13 protein-coding genes are annotated in these 15,680 nt (G+C 60.8%); 7 read left to right on the top strand and 6 right to left on the bottom strand.

Translation table 11 applies throughout. From position 1 onward, the window contains the following. Nucleotides 1-62 precede the first annotated feature (62 nt). Nucleotides 63-521 carry a CopD family protein gene (locus PSH88_RS24260; RefSeq protein ID WP_305423105.1) on the bottom strand — a complete coding sequence of 153 codons (459 nt, stop codon included), beginning with the start codon at nt 519-521 and terminating at the stop codon, nt 63-65. An 86-nt stretch (nt 522-607) separates the two neighbouring features. Here PSH88_RS24260 and dinG point away from each other — a divergent pair, with 86 nt between their 5' ends. The 5 genes from dinG to pdxH all read left to right on the top strand — a co-directional run bounded on the left by dinG (nt 608) and on the right by pdxH (nt 8,631). Further along, nucleotides 608-2,752, top strand: coding sequence for an ATP-dependent DNA helicase DinG (dinG, locus tag PSH88_RS24255; RefSeq protein WP_007906715.1), 2,145 nt, complete (start codon nt 608-610; stop codon nt 2,750-2,752). Nucleotides 2,753-2,848: 96 nt separating this feature from the next. Continuing rightward, complete coding sequence (locus PSH88_RS24250; protein WP_305423104.1) at nt 2,849-5,332, top strand: beta-galactosidase; 2,484 nt, start codon at nt 2,849-2,851, stop codon at nt 5,330-5,332. A 271-nt stretch (nt 5,333-5,603) separates the two neighbouring features. Then, entirely contained in the window at nt 5,604-6,749 is a 1,146-nt protein-coding gene (locus tag PSH88_RS24245) for an EstA family serine hydrolase (protein WP_030131288.1), read from the top strand. Nucleotides 6,750-6,861: 112 nt separating this feature from the next. Continuing rightward, entirely contained in the window at nt 6,862-7,959 is a 1,098-nt protein-coding gene (locus tag PSH88_RS24240; RefSeq protein WP_305423102.1) for an OmpA family protein, read from the top strand. A 24-nt stretch (nt 7,960-7,983) separates the two neighbouring features. Continuing rightward, complete coding sequence (gene pdxH, locus PSH88_RS24235; RefSeq protein ID WP_052966961.1) at nt 7,984-8,631, top strand: pyridoxamine 5'-phosphate oxidase; 648 nt, start codon at nt 7,984-7,986, stop codon at nt 8,629-8,631. Nucleotides 8,632-8,636: 5 nt separating this feature from the next. Here pdxH and PSH88_RS24230 read toward each other — a convergent pair whose 3' ends face one another. Further along, on the bottom strand, nt 8,637-8,873 hold the full coding sequence (locus PSH88_RS24230) for a hypothetical protein (protein ID WP_305423099.1): 237 nt from the start codon (nt 8,871-8,873) through the stop codon (nt 8,637-8,639). Nucleotides 8,874-9,042: 169 nt separating this feature from the next. Here PSH88_RS24230 and PSH88_RS24225 point away from each other — a divergent pair, with 169 nt between their 5' ends. Next, complete coding sequence (locus tag PSH88_RS24225; RefSeq protein WP_305423097.1) at nt 9,043-9,507, top strand: outer membrane lipoprotein; 465 nt, start codon at nt 9,043-9,045, stop codon at nt 9,505-9,507. A 264-nt stretch (nt 9,508-9,771) separates the two neighbouring features. Here PSH88_RS24225 and PSH88_RS24220 read toward each other — a convergent pair whose 3' ends face one another. The 3 genes from PSH88_RS24220 to nhaA all read right to left on the bottom strand — a co-directional run bounded on the left by PSH88_RS24220 (nt 9,772) and on the right by nhaA (nt 12,570). Beyond that, complete coding sequence (locus PSH88_RS24220; RefSeq protein ID WP_370694668.1) at nt 9,772-10,065, bottom strand: colicin E3-like toxin immunity protein; 294 nt, start codon at nt 10,063-10,065, stop codon at nt 9,772-9,774. After that, on the bottom strand, nt 10,034-11,260 hold the full coding sequence (locus PSH88_RS24215; protein ID WP_305423096.1) for an S-type pyocin domain-containing protein: 1,227 nt from the start codon (nt 11,258-11,260) through the stop codon (nt 10,034-10,036). Before PSH88_RS24215 ends, PSH88_RS24220 begins: the two co-directional genes overlap by 32 nt. Nucleotides 11,261-11,358: 98 nt before the next feature. Next, on the bottom strand, nt 11,359-12,570 hold the full coding sequence (gene nhaA, locus PSH88_RS24210; RefSeq protein ID WP_305423095.1) for a Na+/H+ antiporter NhaA: 1,212 nt from the start codon (nt 12,568-12,570) through the stop codon (nt 11,359-11,361). Between the two features lie 248 nt (nt 12,571-12,818). Between nhaA and PSH88_RS24205 the strand changes: the two genes are divergently transcribed. Then, nucleotides 12,819-13,916 carry a PLP-dependent cysteine synthase family protein gene (locus tag PSH88_RS24205; RefSeq protein ID WP_305427052.1) on the top strand — a complete coding sequence of 366 codons (1,098 nt, stop codon included), beginning with the start codon at nt 12,819-12,821 and terminating at the stop codon, nt 13,914-13,916. 144 nt (nt 13,917-14,060) lie between these two features. On the opposite strand, the gene PSH88_RS24200 is transcribed toward PSH88_RS24205, so the two are convergent. After that, complete coding sequence (locus tag PSH88_RS24200; RefSeq protein ID WP_305423094.1) at nt 14,061-15,674, bottom strand: NAD(P)/FAD-dependent oxidoreductase; 1,614 nt, start codon at nt 15,672-15,674, stop codon at nt 14,061-14,063. Between the last annotated feature and the right edge of the window lie 6 nt (nt 15,675-15,680).

Raw genomic sequence — 15,680 nt, 5'->3', positions numbered from 1 at the left:
CGCTCCGCGTCACTGGACGCAGAGCGTCCCTTGAGGCATTCCCACGCAGAGCGTGGGAACGATCACGGCCGAGCCGCAGCAATCGCCACCAGCACCAACCCGACCATCAGGTTAATCCCCACCAACCGACGAATCTTACCCAGCACCGCCGCGCCCGTCGGCCAGTCCTGAGCCGCCACCGCCGTGCGCAGTTCCGGCAGCAGCAACGCCTGAATCCGGATAAACAGCGCCGTCATCACTACATACAATCCCATCATCACTTGCACATACCGCGGCGCCGCTTCAAATCCGGCGAACTGCAGATGAATCATGCCCACGCCGCTGATCGGCAAAAGCACCACCGCGATCCAGACCCAGCGGAAAAAAACCTGAAACACTTCCACCCACAGCGTCAACCGGGCAGGGCCTTCCAGCGCCTTCATCGCCGCGGGCCGCAAGACCATCCAGGCGAAAAACATGCCGCCGACCCACACCAGGGCGGCCAGGACATGCAGGGTATAAACGATGCCAAAAGGTGTCATTGAGGTACTCCGTTCTGCGCGGGATTGATTAGCGGGGTATGATAGCGGCCGATCCGAACCACTGAAAATTTATCCAGCCTTTTTTGATGATCAGCACTGAACTCAAAACCACGATCCAGGGCGCCTATTCGCGTTTTCTCGAAGCCAAGAGCCTCAAGCCGCGCTACGGCCAACGCCTGATGATCGCCGAAATTGCCAAGGTCCTCGGTGACATCGACACCGACGACGAAGGCCGGCGCAGTGGCGACCCCGCGATTGTCGCGGTGGAAGCCGGCACTGGTACCGGCAAAACCGTGGCCTACAGCCTGGCGGCCATCCCGACCGCGAAGGCCGCCGGCAAGCGTCTGGTGATTGCCACGGCCACCGTCGCCCTGCAAGAGCAGATCGTCTACAAGGATTTGCCCGACCTGATGCGCAACAGCGGGCTGAATTTCAGCTTCGCCCTGGCCAAGGGCCGGGGGCGCTACATGTGCCTGTCCAAGCTGGATATGTTGCTCCAGGAAGGTCACGCGCAGACTGCCACGGCACAGCTGTTCGAAGAAGAAGGCTTCAAGATCGAGGTCGATGAGGCCAGCCAGAAGCTGTTCACCAGCATGATCGAGAAGCTCGCCGGCAATAAGTGGGACGGCGACCGCGACAGTTGGTCGACGGCGCTGGAAGACGCTGACTGGGCGCGCCTGACCACCGATCACAGCCAGTGCACCAACCGTCATTGCCCGAACTTCGGCCAGTGCGCCTTCTACAAGGCCCGCGAAGGCATGGGCAAGGTCGACGTGATCGTCACCAACCACGACATGGTGCTGGCCGACCTGGCCCTGGGCGGCGGCGCGGTACTACCAGATCCGCGCGACACCATCTATGTGTTCGACGAAGGCCACCACCTGCCGGACAAGGCCATCGGCCATTTCGCCCATTACACGCGTCTGCGGTCCACCGCCGACTGGCTGGAAACCACCGCCAAGAACCTCACCAAACTGCTGGCCCAGCACCCGCTGCCGGGCGATCTGGGCAAGTTGATCGAGCAAGTGCCGGAGCTGGCCCGGGAAATCAAGACCCAGCAGCAGTTCATGTTCAGCGCCTGCGAGCAAGCCGCCGACTTCAAGCCCGGCGAAGACGTTGAAGGTCGCGAGCGCCCACGTCACCGTTTCGTCGGCGGGGTGATTCCCGAGCACATGCGCGAAATGGGCATCGAGCTGAAGAAGGGCTTTGCCCGCCTGACCGACCTGTTCACCCGGCTCACCGATCTGCTCAAGGAAGGCATGGACGGCGAGGTCAATATCGGCATCGCCAGCAACCAGGCCGAAGAGTGGTATCCGCTGTTCGGCAGCCTGTTGTCGCGTTCTTCGGGCAATTGGGAGCTGTGGACCGCCTTCACCGTCGAAGACCCGGAAGACAACCCGCCCATGGCCCGTTGGCTGACCCTGGCCGAAAGCGGTTCGCTGTTCGACATCGAGGTCAATGCCAGCCCGATCCTCGCGGCGGACATGCTCCGGCGCAACTTGTGGAACGTGGCTTACGGGGCGCTGGTGACATCGGCGACCCTGACCGCTCTCGGCACTTTCGACCGTTTCCGCATGCGTGCCGGCCTGCCTAAAACAGCCGTGACCGCGGTGGTCCCGAGCCCGTTCCATCACGCCGACGCCGGCGTGCTGCGGGTGCCGGACCTGAAAGCCGACCCGCGTGACGCGCCGGCCCACACCGCGGCGATCATCCGCGACCTGCCGCAACTGGTAGAAGGTTCACGTGGCACCCTGGTGCTGTTCTCCTCACGTAAACAGATGCAGGACGTGTTCGACGGCCTGGATCGCGACTGGCGCAAGCAAGTGTTCATTCAAGGCAACCTGTCGAAGCAGGAAACCCTGAACAAGCACAAGGCGCGGGTTGATGGCGGGGATTCGAGCGTGCTGTTCGGCCTGGCGAGTTTCGCCGAAGGCGTGGATTTGCCTGGTGCCTACTGCGAACACGTGGTGATCGCCAAGATTCCGTTCTCGGTGCCCGACGATCCGGTCGAAGCGGCTCTGGCGGAATGGATCGAGGCCCGCGGCGGTAATCCGTTCATGGAGATTTCCGTGCCCGACGCCTCGCTGAAACTGGTCCAGGCCTGCGGTCGCTTGCTGCGAACCGAAGAAGACCGCGGCACCATCACTTTGCTCGACCGTCGTTTGGTCACGCAGCGATACGGCAAAGCTATTCTCAATGCGTTGCCGCCATTTCGTCGTGAAATTTCCTGATGCACCGGTGGGCAAATTTGCCCACCGCGTTGTCTACCTCACTGCCACTGCCTTTCCACTGGCCCATTGATGGTCGTTAGGGAGAACCACGTTCCTATGATTCGCCGTTCGTTGCCCGCTGTTTTTGCCTTGATGTTCGCAGCTCCTTTGCTGGCGGCCCCTGCCGGCCAGCAGACGCTGTTCAACTTTGTGCGTCCCGCCGACGTGGTTCAGGTGGCGACCCAGGACGCCAGCCTCCCGCAATCCAACGCGGAGCAAACAGCCGAAGGCGAAGTGCTGCGCCGCGTGACCTTCAACCCGGTCGCCCAGCCGACCTTGCGCCTGACGCCGCAGACCGGTGCCTGGGACTGGTCGCAGTCGGGTGTCATGAGCTTGCGGATCCAGAGCGCGATGAACTGGGCCGTGACCTTGTACGTGAAAATTCAGAGCAACGACGGCAAGACCTTGGTCAGCCGTGTCGATCTGCCGGCCGGCCCTGCGCAAACCCTGTTGGTGCCACTGCAGCCGAGTACACCTTTGAGCCAGGGCATGAAAGCCGGCCCGCCGATGCCGATCAATTTCGAAGGCCAGCGTGTATTGCTGACCAGCAGCACCGGTGAGCTGGACCGCAGCCAAGTGGTGTCGGTGACCTTGTCGATGGATCAGCCGAAAGTCGCTCAAAGTATCCTGCTCGAACGCTTCGGCGTGCAGGACGGCGAGGCTGTCACCAAGGCGGCTTATGGCGGTCTGGTGGATGCCTACGGTCAATCGACCCGGGCCAAATGGCCGGAGAAGGTCAGCAACGACGAACAACTGAAATCCGCCGCGGCCAAAGAACAGCAACAATTGAAAACCTGGTTGGCCGAGCGCGAGAAGGCCTCGCTGGACAAGTTCGGCGGCTGGACCAAAGGCCCGGCGTTCAAGGCCAGCGGCTTTTTCCGCACCGAAAAGCGTGACGGCCGCTGGTACCTGGTGACCCCGGAAGGGCATCCGTTCTATTCCCTCGGCGTCAACACCGTGACTCCGAGTGTCAACCAGACCTACGTCGCCGGTCGTGAGTGGATGTTCGAATCCCTGCCCAAACCCGACGAGCCCCTTGCCAGCTATTATGGCGAAGACGACAACCGTGGCGGCAATGGCGCCGATCAGGGCCGAGCCTACAACGCCGGTCGCTGGTACGACTTCTATGGGGCCAATCTGCAGCGTCTTTATGGCGAGCCTTGCGCACCGGGCAGCGACACCAAGGCCGGTGTCGCCGAAGCGGCCAAGGCTGACGCGGTTGAGGCGACGGCTGATAAGAACGCCGGGCAATCGGTCATTCCTGCGGCTACCGAATCCACCGCTGGTGTTGCCGAAGCAGCCAAGACCGGCGCGGTTGAAGCATCGGTCGAAAAAACGGCCGCCGAACCCTGCAAAGTGGTTTTCGACGAAAAACGCTGGGCCAGTCATACCCTCGATCGCCTGCAAGCCTGGGGTTTCAATACCATTGGCAATTGGAGCGCACCGGTGTTTGGCAACACTGACCGGGTACCGTATACCTTGCCGCTGTCGATCGTCGGCGATTACGCCAGCATCAGCACCGGCACCGATTGGTGGGGCGGCATGCCCGACCCGTTCGATCCGCGATTCGCCATGGCCACCGAACGCGCCGTGGCCATCGCCGCCCGCGACCATCGCGACGATCCCTGGCTGATCGGTTACTTCGCCGACAACGAACTGGCCTGGGCCGGTCCCGGCGATGACCCGAAGGCCCGTTACGCGCTGGCCTACGGCACTTTGAAAATGACCACCGATGTGCCGGCCAAACGTGCCTTTCTCAAACAGCTGCGTGACAAGTACCGCAACCAGGCGGGCCTTTCCAAGGCATGGGGCATTGATCTGCCGGCCTGGGAATTGATGGAAGACCCGGGCTTCGTGCCACCGCAGCCGAGTGCCGAATACCCGGAAATCGAAGCCGACTTCAAATACTTCCAGAAGGTCTTTGCCGACACCTACTTCAAAACCGTCTCCGACTCGCTCAAATGGCATGCGCCGAACCAGTTGTTGTTGGGTGGCCGTTTTGCCGTCAGCACCCCGGAAGCCGTCGAGTCCTGCGCGCAATACTGCGATGTGTTGAGCTTCAATATGTACACCCTGCAACCGCAGGATGGTTACGACTTCATCAGACTGCGCAACCTGGACAAGCCGGTGCTGATCACCGAATTCAATTTCGGATCAAAGGATCGCGGCCCGTTCTGGGGCGGCGTGACACAACTGGCGAAAGAAGAAGACCGCGGCCCGGCCTACGCCAACTTCCTCAAACAGGCGATGAGCGAACCGTCGATTGTCGGGGTGCATTGGTTCCAGTACCTCGATCAACCGGTGACCGGTCGCCTGCTGGATGGCGAGAACGGTCACTTCGGGCTGGTGGGTATTACTGACCTGCCGTTCCAGGGTTTTGTCGACACTGTGCGCAAAAGCAACTTGCAGACTGTCGATCAACTCGGCAAAGAGGCCGAGAAGGCCAGGGCTGAGGCGGTAAAACCCGCCGAGATCCATGAGGGCGGGGGTGGCAAGCAAGGCGCTGGTCATGCGGGCGGGCATTCAGGTAATGGTCATTGAGTCTGATACACCACAAACCCTGTGGCGAGGGGGCTTGCCCCGTTCGACTGCGAAGCGGTCGCAAAGCCTGAATTTGCGGTTTATCTGTAGAGACATGGGGGCCGCTTCGCGACCCAACGGGGGCAAGCCCCCTCGCCACAGGGATCGCACCATCGATGTCTGCGGCATTCTCAGGGCCGGGCGACCGCCCGGCCCGACCCTGTTCCCAAAACCCTCAAGGGCTGGAACAATGCGGGCCACTTTGTAGAGCGTTTATCCGGGAGAGTTGCGGGTGCAGATTCAGGGTCATTACGAGCTTAAGTTCGAAGCGGTGCGCGAAGCTTTTGCCGCGCTGTTCGACGATCCTCAGGAGCGTGGCGCGGCGTTGTGCATCCGGATTGGCGGTGAAACCGTTCTCGACCTCTGGGGCGGTACCGCCGATAAGGACGGCACCGAAGCCTGGCACAGCGACACCATTGCCAACCTGTTTTCCTGCACCAAGACTTTCACCGCCGTGACCGCGCTGCAACTGGTGGCCGAAGGCAAACTGCAACTGGATGCCCCGGTCGCCCGCTACTGGCCCGAGTTCGCTGCCGCCGGCAAAGAATCCGTGACCCTGCGCCACTTGCTCTGCCATCAGGCCGGGCTGCCTGCGCTGCGCGAGTTGCTGGCCCCTGAAGCACTTTATGACTGGCAGACCATGGTCGATGCCCTGGCTGCCGAAGCGCCATGGTGGACGCCGGGTGAAGGTCACGGTTATGCGGCGATCACCTATGGCTGGCTGGTCGGTGAGTTGCTGCGTCGCGCCGACGGTCGTGGGCCCGGCGAATCCATCGTGGCACGGGTCGCGAAGCCTTTGGGGCTGGACTTCCACGTCGGCCTCGCCGACAAAGAGTTCCATCGCGTGGCGCACATCGCCCGTGGCAAGGGCAACCTCGGCGATGCCGCGGCCCAGCGCTTGCTGCAAGTGACCATGCGCGAACCGACGGCCATGAGCACCCGGGCCTTCACCAACCCGCCGTCTATAATGACCAGCACCAACAAACCGGAATGGCGACGCATGCAGCAGCCCGCTGCCAATGGCCATGGCAATGCCCGCAGCCTGGCCGGGTTCTACGCCGGTCTGCTCGACGGCAGCCTGCTGGAAAGCGAAATGCTCGACGAGCTGACCCGCGAGCACAGCGTCGGCGAAGACAAGACTTTATTGACCCGGACCCGCTTCGGCCTGGGTTGCATGCTCGATCAACCGGACGTACCCAACGCCACCTACGGCCTCGGCCCACGGGCGTTCGGTCACCCGGGCGCCGGCGGCTCCATCGGTTTTGCTGACCCGGAATACGATGTGGCCTTCGGCTTTGTGACAAATACCCTGGGGCCGTACGTCTTGATGGATCCACGAGCCCAACAGCTTGTGCGAGTACTGGCCACTTGTCTGTAAATCACACTTAAGGGGGCCAGGGCCGGAACCCGAAAGTCTTTGTGGTTTCAAAGCGCTGTTTATCCGGGCTAACCCGGTCTGATTCTTCATTACTTCATTTTGTGGATATCCAATGTCGTCCAATAAAACTCTCGCCCTGGCCCTGTGCTTCGCTATCACCGGTTGCGCACAAACCCCACAAAATGACGCAGACGGCGGCAGCTGGTGGCCGTTCGGCTCTTCCGACAAGGTGGGGACCAAAGAGCCGGCCCCGGCCCCGCTGAAACCTGCTGCAACAGCCCCCGTCGCCAAGGCTGACAGTGCATCCCCTTGGTACTGGCCGTTCGGTTCTGATGACGCTGCCGACAAAGTGGCCAAACTGGACGTGAAACCGGAAGTTAAACCTGAAGCCAAGCCGGTCGTTGCAGCCAAGGCTGAAGCCGATGCCGGTGGCAATTGGTGGTGGCCGTTCGGCGGCAAGGAGCAGAGCACCGCCAAAGCCGTGCCGATGCCCGATCCGAAAGTCACTCAAGCCTGGCTCGACGACTACGAACCGCGCCTGCGTGAGGCGATCAAGGACAGCAACCTGAAACTTGAGCGCCGCGAAAACGTGCTGGTCGTCACGGCACCGGTAGACGGCTCGTTCAACCCTGATCGTCCGGCCATGCTGCTGCCGGTGACCCTCGGCCCGTTCACCCGAGTCGCGAAAATCCTCGAAGTCGATCCAAAGACTGCCGTGCTGGTACTCGGTCACAGTGATACCTCGGGCGCCGCTCCGGCCAACGTGAAGCTGAGCCAGGAACGTGCCCAGGCAGTGGCGGCGATCTTCCGTCTCAGCGGTCTGCAGCGTGATCGCCTGATGCTGCGCGGCATGGGTGGTGAGGCTCCGCGTGCCGCCAACGACAGTTCTGAAGGTCGTGCCTTGAACCGTCGCGTCGAGCTGTTGGTGACGCCGGCAAATACCATGGTCGCGTTGCTGAGCAAGTACAACATGCCGGCTCCGGCACCAGTGAAAACGATGGTCGCTGCGCAAGACATCAAGCCTGTGGCCAAGCCTGTGACCCCGGCACCTGCTGCGAAGAAAGCGGCTGTGCCGGCGACGAAAAAGGCACCGGCCAAGAAAGCGGCTGCCAAGGCTCCAGCCAAAAAAGCAATAGTGAAAAAGACTGCGCCAGCTAAAGCTGCCGCCGACACCAAGAAAGTCGTCGCCGCCGACGCCACAAAGCAGTGATTCGTTAACCAAAAGGAATGCGCCATGACCCGGCCCTTGGCAGATATGCGTCGCGACTACACCCGAGATGGCCTGACCGAGGCGCAAGCCCCGGCCGAGCCGTTCGCGCTGTTCCATCAGTGGTTTGCCGATGCGGTGAATACCGAGCAGGTGCCGGTGGAGGCGAATGCCATGACGCTGGCCACCGTCGATCAGGACGGTCGGCCGCATTGCCGCATCCTGCTGCTCAAGGGCCTGGACGAGCAGGGCTTCACCTTCTTCACCAACTATGAAAGCGACAAGGGGCAGCAACTGGCAGCCAATCCATTTGCGGCCATGACGTTCTTCTGGCCGGCCCTGGAGCGCCAGGTACGCATCGAAGGGCGGGTGGTGAAGGTCACGCCTGAAGAGTCCGACGCTTATTATCAGGTTCGTCCTCTGGGCAGCCGTCTCGGTGCCTGGGCCTCGCCCCAGAGCCGGGTGATCGCCGATCGCGGCGAACTGGAAGCGCTGCTCAAGAACACCGAGCAACGTTTCAGCGACACCCAGCCTCACTGCCCCGAGCACTGGGGCGGTTATCGCTTGCTACCCGAGCGCATCGAATTCTGGCAGGGCCGTCCGAGCCGTCTGCACGATCGCCTCAACTACCGCTTGCAGGGCGCCGACTGGGTTCGTGAACGCCTGGCGCCGTAAACAGCCTACCGATCGGGATACCCTGCCGCAGCGGCCTCAAGCCACTGAGGCAGGTCCCGCCGCTTGATCTTCTGCGTTTGAGCGTTTGCCAGTTGCTGGAGCATAAAGGCTCTTTTCTGTTCGTCTTTACCCGCCAGTGACAACGCCAGGTCGCGGTCCATCCAGCGTTTGATCCGCACGTACAGCCACCCATGGAAGTACAAGCCGGCGACGGTCGTGACGACAATGATGAAGTAATCCATGAAAATCCTTGGGTCAGCGGCGCAGATTTTGTAATTTGACGCTACTGTGTGCTGAGTTCGAAAAAGCGCCTGTATCGGGCCTGAATGAAACCAATTTTATCCGGGCAATGCCGTGACAGGCGTCAAGCTGCGGAGTTTAATGGATACCTGTCCTATGGAGTTTGATGCTATGCGTAAGTCTGTTCTGCTGGTTGCTTCCTTTTCCACGATGGCGATGTTGCTCTCCGGTTGCCAATCGAGCCTGACCGGTGACTCCTACTCCCGTGACGAAGCGCGTCGTGTGCAGACGATTCGCATGGGTACCATCGAAGCCCTGCGTCCGGTGAAAATCGAAGGCACCAAAACCCCGATCGGCAGCGCCGCCGGTGCAGTCGTGGGCGGTGTCGGCGGTAGCGCCATCGGCGGCGGTCGCGGCAGCATCGTCGCAGCGGTCATCGGCGCCGTCGCCGGCGGCCTGGTGGGCTCGGCTGCCGAAGAAGGCCTGACCCGTACTCAAGGCGTCGAAATCACCGTGCGCGAAGACGATGGCAGCATGCGCGCCTACGTGCAGCAAGTTCAGCCGAACGAAGTATTCCGTGTGGGTGAGCGGGTGCGGATTGCCACTGTGGATGGGACTAGCCGCGTTTCGCACTGAGTGGGAATGTAAGGTGAAAGAAAACCCCGATCAGGTGACTGGTCGGGGTTTTCTTTTTGGCTGTGGGGTTTCTGATCATTCCCACGCTCCGCGTGGGAATGCATCTCGTGACGCTCCGCGTCACCAGTGCGCAGGACTCGAGTCTAGCGTCGCCAGCGGAACGCAGAGCGTCCCCGGCGGCATTCCCACGCGGAGCGTGGGGACGATCAATAAACTCAGTTTTTTTATCAAAGGCTTCAATTTTGTAGATCATAGGGGGGCTTGTTACCAGGCTTCACTGTAATCAAACGCAATTTGATAGTCGTAAGTGGTCAAGACGATGTCGTGTTGAAAAAAAGGCTGAATTGTAGCGACCCATTTTTCAATTACATTGAAACCGCCATTATTGATGTTGTTTTCCACCGGGATACCCAAGGCATTCAATACTGACTCATCATCGCCTAAGTCTTTGGACGATTCCTCGCCTTGGCAGAGTTGGGTTTGTTTGTCGTACCACTCCAGTCTCAGTTTTAATCCCATCATTACCTCACAAATATTTTTTCTTGATGCTTCTTTCATCTTTCGGGTCTTCGCGCCGTTCACCTGTAATGGGGTCAAACGCTCCTAAGTGGGCTCCATCACTTGCGCGGTATACCTCCAATTCTCCGTGCATCGAATCCCACTCGTAAATTCTCCTGCCCTTGGCATCTGTCCAACGTTCTCGAAGCCCACCACCTCCTTGTATAGGATTCATTTTTTTTGCTTTTTTCAGGCCGGGAAACGCGGTGATTTGTTCTGTTTTCGGAGGTTTATGATAGCTATGCCCCGCTGATGGTAGGCCTTTACGTGAAGTGTTAACTACGATGTATAACGGCCCAACCCCCGAATCCGCCGGAAACACAAGAATGAAATCCTTGTACTCAGGCGGGTACACCGGATTCACGATGATGCTGTCAGCTGCCTTAGTCGGCGGATAAACCCAGATATGCGGTGCTTGCGGTGCGGCTTCCAAAGCGGGGATGCCGAGGACGTTTGAACCGTCCTCGACCGGTGTCCAGATCAGCTCGATGCCGTCCCCAAGATCAGCCACCTGCTGATTGCCGCGCAAGGTGAATTGCACGACATCGACCATCTCCCAGTCACGGTTTTTACCGGTGTAGAAACCGTATCCCTTGAGACTGCCGTCAGCCTGCTGCTCGACTCTGAGGCGCACGCGAGTGCGTGCCTGTTTGAGGGATCGCAGTTGATCTTCGGTGTAGAGCGAGCTGTCGCCAAGACTCGACGGTATGACCAAGCCCACCAGACCTGCCAAGGTGGCTGCAGCGGTGCTGGCGGCGACGGCGGGCAGTGCGGCAAACGCTGAGCCACCCAGGGCGAAGCTGCCGAAACCTGCCGGAATGGCAGTGCCACTGATTTTCTTGAGCGGGATACCACCGCTTTCATCGACCTCGCGAGCACCCAGCAGAACCAGCTCGCCATAGTCTTTCAGGCTGTCAGTCGGAACAACGCCGGAAGGATTCGTGTAGTCGATGATTGCATCGGGCAGTTTGCAGGACTTGGCGAACACGCATCCCGCGCGGACAACATCGTCCTTTTTCGCTGTGACGTGAAGGCTGTCTTCGAAGGCCAGCTGCCTGGCCAGCATGGCGTCGTAGGCGTTTTGTCTGGCGTCACGCTGGGCCAATTCGGTGGCCGTCATATAGCGATGAGTGACGTGATGCCCATCGCCCGACGGCGGGTTTTGCACCCTTGGGATGTCCTTGTTGCCAGCCACTGATTGTCCTTTCATTCGTCCATCGGCAACCCCCGAAAGAGGGGCTGCACGACGTTAACGAACGTGACGAATCGTGGCTGTAGGACGAATCCTGAAGATTACAGGGATTGTTCTCCGGGTTTCAGGGCCGGCAGCGCAGCGCTCTTGCGACTCGCCGCCGCCGTCACCGCATAACCGATCAATGCCGCCAGAATCGAACCGGTCAGAATCCCCATGCGATCCATCCCGGCGTATTCACTGGTGCCGGGCACGAAGGCCAGGGAACCGACGAACAGGCTCATGGTGAAACCGATGCCGCAGAGGATCGCCACGCCCAGCACCTGACCCCAGTTGGCGCCTTGGGGCAGGGTGGCGATGCCGATTTTCACCGCCAGCCAGGTCAGGCCGTAGACACCGATGGTCTTGCCCAGCAGCAGGCCGACGGCGATACCCATCGGTACGTGATGGGTGAAGCTTTCGACGGTCACGCCGCTCAGGGACAGGCCGGCGTTGGCGAAGGCGAACAGCGGCAGGATGCCGTAGGCCACCCACGGATGCAGGGCATGTTCCAGGGTCAGCAGCGGCGAAGGCTCGGCGTTTTTCGTGCGCAGGGGAATGCAGAAGGCCAGGGTCACGCCGGCCAGCGTGGCGTGCACGCCGCTCTTGAGCACGCAGACCCAGAGGATCAGCCCGATGATCATGTACGGCCCGAGTTTAACCACGCCAAGTCGGTTCATCCCGATCAAGGCCGCGATGCAGGTCGCAGCCAATGCCAGGGACAAGGTCGACAGCGCGCCGGAATAGAAGATCGCGATGATGATGATCGCGCCCAGGTCATCGATGATCGCCAGGGTCATGAGGAACAGTTTCAGCGACACCGGCACGCGTTTACCCAGCAAGGCCAGTACGCCAAGGGCGAAGGCAATATCGGTGGCGGTCGGGATCGCCCAGCCCCCCAAGGCGGACGGGTTGTCGCGGTTGAGGAACCAGTAGATCAGCGCCGGCACCACCATGCCGCCAATCGCCGCCGCGCCGGGCAGGACGATTTGCGACGGTTTAGACAGTTGGCCGTCGAGGACTTCGCGTTTCACTTCCAGGCCGATCAGCAGGAAGAACAGGGCCATCAGGCCGTCGTTGATCCACAGCAGCAGCGGCTTGGCGATTTTCAGTGCGCCGATTTGAGCCACCACGGGGGTGTCCAGCAGCCCGCTATAGAGCCACGACAGCGAGGAATTGTTGATGATCAGGGCGAGGGCCGCCGCGGCGATCAATAACAGACCGCTGGCAGCTTCCAACTGAAAGAAACGCGTGAACGTGCTACGCAGAGGCAAGGTCGCTCTCCATCGATGAATTCAAAAGGTGGCACACCCTAACCCGTACCGTTAGTTGTTAAAACAAAAGTTATATTCTTTTTTGTTATATGTCGTGACAACGCGGACGGTCAGCAAAGGCCTGAGCCTAGCAGTTGCCGGACGTATTGGACCTCAGCTGTATCTGTGCATGATGTAGGTTCTTTCCTAAGCTTGTGGGCTGAGCCTTGCGACAAGGCCGACTCTTTGCCTGATTCAACGAGAAAACCATCATGAGCGACAACCGACAGTGGGCCCGCGAAGCCATCCGGATCATCGAAGCCGACTTCCAGCGCAGCGCCGACACCCACCTGATCCCCTTGCCGCTGCCGGGGTTGCCGGGCATCGAGTTGTATTTCAAGGATGAGTCGAGCCATCCCACCGGCAGCCTGAAACACCGGTTGGCGCGTTCGTTGTTCCTCTACGCCCTGTGTAACGGCTGGCTCAAACCCGGTGCGCCGGTGATCGAAGCCTCCAGCGGTTCGACGGCGATTTCCGAGGCGTACTTCGCCCGCCTGCTGGGGTTGCCGTTCATTGCGGTGATGCCTGCGACCACGTCCAAGGAAAAGATCGCGCAGATCGCTTTCTATGGTGGCAAGAGCCATCTGGTGGACGATCCGACGCAGATCTACGCCGAATCCGAACGCCTGGCTCGCGAACACGACGGGCACTTCATCGACCAGTTCACCTACGCCGAGCGTGCCACCGACTGGCGGGCGAACAACAACATCGCCGAATCGATCTTCCAGCAGATGCGCTTCGAGCAGCACCCGGAACCGAGCTGGCTGATTTCCAGCCCCGGCACCGGCGGCACTACCGCGACGCTCGGCCGCTACGTGCGCTATCGCCAGCATTGCACCCGCGTGCTGTGCGCCGATGCCGAGCGTTCGGTGTTCTTCGATTATTACCAGACCGGCGATGCCAGCCTGCGCCTGGATTGCGGTTCACGGATTGAAGGCATTGGCCGGCCGCGGGTGGAAGCGTCGTTCCTGCCCAAGGTGATCGATGCGATGGTCAAAGTGCCGGACGCGTTGTCGCTGGCGGCCATGCATTACCTGGCGCAGCGTTTGGGGCGACGAGTCGGCGGATCGAGCGGCACCAACCTGATCGGTGCCTTGATGGCAGCCCACCAGATGCTGGCGGCGGGGGAGTCGGGGTCGATCGTGGCGATTCTGTGCGACGGCGGCGAGCGCTATGCCGATACCTATTACGATCAGGCCTGGCTCAAGGCCCAGGGGTATGAGTTGAGCGGTTTGATGGATGCCGTGGCGGCGAGTGTCGAGCGCGGCGAGCCGCTGCCGGCCAGCGTGTTGCGCGCCAATATCTAAGATCTTTCAGACGCTGAAGACCCTTGTGGGAGCCGGGCTTGCCCGCGATGACGGATTCAAATTCAACAGAAATGTTGACTGATCCACCGCTATCGCGGGCAAGCCCGGCTCCCACAGGTTTTGTGTTGTTCGGTGATCTGCGTGTCAGGCCTCGAGGCCAAGAATGTCACGGGCCACCGCTTCGGCAATCCGAATACCATCGACACCCGCCGACAGAATCCCGCCCGCATAACCCGCGCCTTCACCGGCCGGGAACAAGCCCTTCACGTTCAGGCTCTGCATCGACTCGTTACGGGTAATCCGCAGCGGCGATGACGTGCGCGTCTCGATCCCAGTCAATACGGCGTCGTGCAGCGAGTAGCCACGAATCTGCTTCTCGAACGCCGGCAGGGCTTCGCGAATGGCTTCGATGGCAAACGCCGGCAAGGCCAGGGCCAAATCACCCAAGGCAACGCCCGGCTTGTAGGACGGTTCGACGCTGCCCAATTCAGTGGATGGCTTGCCTGCAATGAAGTCACCGACCAATTGCGCTGGCGCTTCGTAATTGCTGCCGCCCAGCACAAAGGCGTGGGATTCCAGGCGTTCCTGCAACTCGATGCCGGCCAGCGGGCCGCCCGGGTAATCGACTTCCGGGGTGATGCCGACGACGATCCCGGAGTTGGCGTTGCGCTCGTTACGCGAGTACTGACTCATGCCGTTGGTGACCACGCGATTCGGCTCGGAGGTCGCCGCCACCACGGTGCCGCCCGGGCACATGCAGAAGCTGTAGACCGAACGACCGTTACTGGCGTGGTGCACCAGTTTGTAGTCGGCAGCACCGAGTTTCGGGTGTCCGGCGTATTTGCCCAGGCGCGCGCGGTCGATCAGCGATTGTGGGTGCTCAATGCGGAAACCCACCGAGAACGGCTTGGCTTCCATGTACACGCCACGACCGTGGAGCATGCGGAAGGTGTCCCGGGCGCTGTGGCCGAGGGCCAGAATCACGTGTTTCGAATGGATCTGCTCGCCGCCATTGAGCTCGACGCCAACCAGTTGGCCATCGTCGATCAACACATCGGTGACGCGCTGCTGGAAGCGCACTTCGCCGCCCATGGCGCGAATCTGCTCGCGCATGTTTTCGACTACACCGGTCAGACGGAACGTACCGATGTGCGGTTTGCTGACGTAGAGGATTTCTTCCGGCGCGCCGGCCTTGACGAACTCGTGCAAGACTTTGCGACCGATGAATTTCGGGTCCTTGATCTGGCTGTAGAGCTTGCCGTCGGAGAACGTACCCGCGCCGCCTTCGCCGAACTGAACGTTGGACTCGGGGTTAAGCACGCTTTTGCGCCACAGGCCCCAGGTGTCCTTGGTGCGCTGACGCACTTCGGTGCCACGTTCGAGGATGATCGGCTTGAAGCCCATTTGCGCCAGCAGCAGCCCGGCGAAGATCCCGCACGGGCCGAACCCGACCACGATCGGGCGCTGGCTCAGGTCGGCCGGCGCCTGGCCGACCACTTTATAGCTGACATCCGGCGCCACGTTGACGTTACGGTCATCGGCGAATGTGTGCAGCACCGACGCCTCATCGCGAACGTTGAGGTCGATGGTGTAGATGAAGCACAGTTCGGAGGACTTTTTGCGCGCATCGTAGCTGCGCTTGAACAAGGTGAAATCGAGCAGGTCATCACTGGCGATGCCCAGGCGCTGCACGATGGCAGGGCGAAGGTCTTCTTCGGGATGGTCGATCGGCAACTTGAGTTCGGTGATTCGTAACATGGCGGG

Origin of the sequence: Pseudomonas wuhanensis, from assembly GCF_030687395.1 — a bacterium.
GTDB classification, from domain to species: domain Bacteria; phylum Pseudomonadota; class Gammaproteobacteria; order Pseudomonadales; family Pseudomonadaceae; genus Aquipseudomonas; species Aquipseudomonas wuhanensis.
The sequence above is the reverse complement of the archived record's forward strand: the minus strand, read 5'-3'. Positions and strand labels throughout refer to the sequence as shown.

Bases quoted from the DNA above. Each gene is read 5' to 3' on its own strand.
- PSH88_RS24260 (WP_305423105.1), bottom strand. From the start codon at position 521: ATGACACCTTTTGGCATCGTTTATACCCTGCATGTCCTGGCCGCCCTG.
- dinG (WP_007906715.1), top strand. From the start codon at position 608: ATGATCAGCACTGAACTCAAAACCACGATCCAGGGCGCCTATTCGCGT.
- PSH88_RS24250 (WP_305423104.1), top strand. From the start codon at position 2,849: ATGATTCGCCGTTCGTTGCCCGCTGTTTTTGCCTTGATGTTCGCAGCT.
- PSH88_RS24240 (WP_305423102.1), top strand. From the start codon at position 6,862: ATGTCGTCCAATAAAACTCTCGCCCTGGCCCTGTGCTTCGCTATCACC.
- pdxH (WP_052966961.1), top strand. From the start codon at position 7,984: ATGACCCGGCCCTTGGCAGATATGCGTCGCGACTACACCCGAGATGGC.
- PSH88_RS24230 (WP_305423099.1), bottom strand. From the start codon at position 8,873: ATGGATTACTTCATCATTGTCGTCACGACCGTCGCCGGCTTGTACTTC.
- PSH88_RS24225 (WP_305423097.1), top strand. From the start codon at position 9,043: ATGCGTAAGTCTGTTCTGCTGGTTGCTTCCTTTTCCACGATGGCGATG.
- PSH88_RS24220 (WP_370694668.1), bottom strand. From the start codon at position 10,065: ATGAAAGAAGCATCAAGAAAAAATATTTGTGAGGTAATGATGGGATTA.
- PSH88_RS24200 (WP_305423094.1), bottom strand. From the start codon at position 15,674: ATGTTACGAATCACCGAACTCAAGTTGCCGATCGACCATCCCGAAGAA.